Here is a 764-nt window from a genome sequence, read left to right as displayed (position 1 = left end):
ATCGGCAGAGAATACGCATAGAGTTCGTATGCCTGACTGTAATGATTCCAGTTGCGCATCGGCTCACGAACAGCATCAAGATGTGTCTTAATAAGTTTCAGCGACAGCTTGGCGGCTATCAGGAATTTCATATGATTCCTGTACAGGTCGTTTATGTTTGCAGCACTGAAGAAGCCACGGTCCAAGACTATCTTGATCTTCTCATAGCCAAGCGTGTTCATGTCGGTCAGCAGTTTCTTCAGGGTTTTTACGTCGGGAATATTCCCCGCCAGCTTACGGTAATACAATGGTAGTCGTGATTGTTGTCCAAAAAGTAGCGTCAAATTGATCTGTGCCAGATGCTCATGGTCCTTGTTTTTGCCATAGCGAACCTGTCTGAGGCATTTTGAATAACTGGATATGGAGGTACTGTCATATGCCAGGTATTCCCGATCCACCCGCCGTTTCCCCTGAAGCGTAAAGAAGCGCTGTATGGTTTCCTCGCTGATAGAAGCAAAGAGCTCGCTGCTCCTTTGGGAAGGAATATCGCGCCCATGTGGATGCCGATGGACAGCCGCCCAGCGGGGGAATCGACTCAGGGAGTTTCTATCCTCAACAATAAGGTAGTAGGCGATGGATAGAATCTGCCTGTATGTTTCGGGAAAGCAGCTCTTCAGATCCTCTGTCACCCCGACTTCCTCTCCAAGTTGATCGAAAAGATAGGTAGCCCCATAGAAGCTGCGAGCCTGCCGGGTAATTGGTACTGGTCCCGGTTTGGCTTTTGC

1 protein-coding gene is annotated in these 764 nt (G+C 49.0%); it reads right to left on the bottom strand.

Features of this window, described 5'->3' with window-relative positions; genetic code table 11:
* The coding region (locus FCL48_RS24680) for a transposase (protein WP_169309378.1) at positions 1–764 on the bottom strand (764 nt) is incomplete at both ends.

The organism is Desulforhopalus sp. IMCC35007 (genome assembly GCF_005116575.1).
Taxonomy (GTDB): Bacteria; Desulfobacterota; Desulfobulbia; order Desulfobulbales; family Desulfocapsaceae; genus Desulforhopalus_A.
Note: the sequence above shows the minus strand (reverse complement) of the source record. Positions and strands in the feature narration are given on the sequence as shown.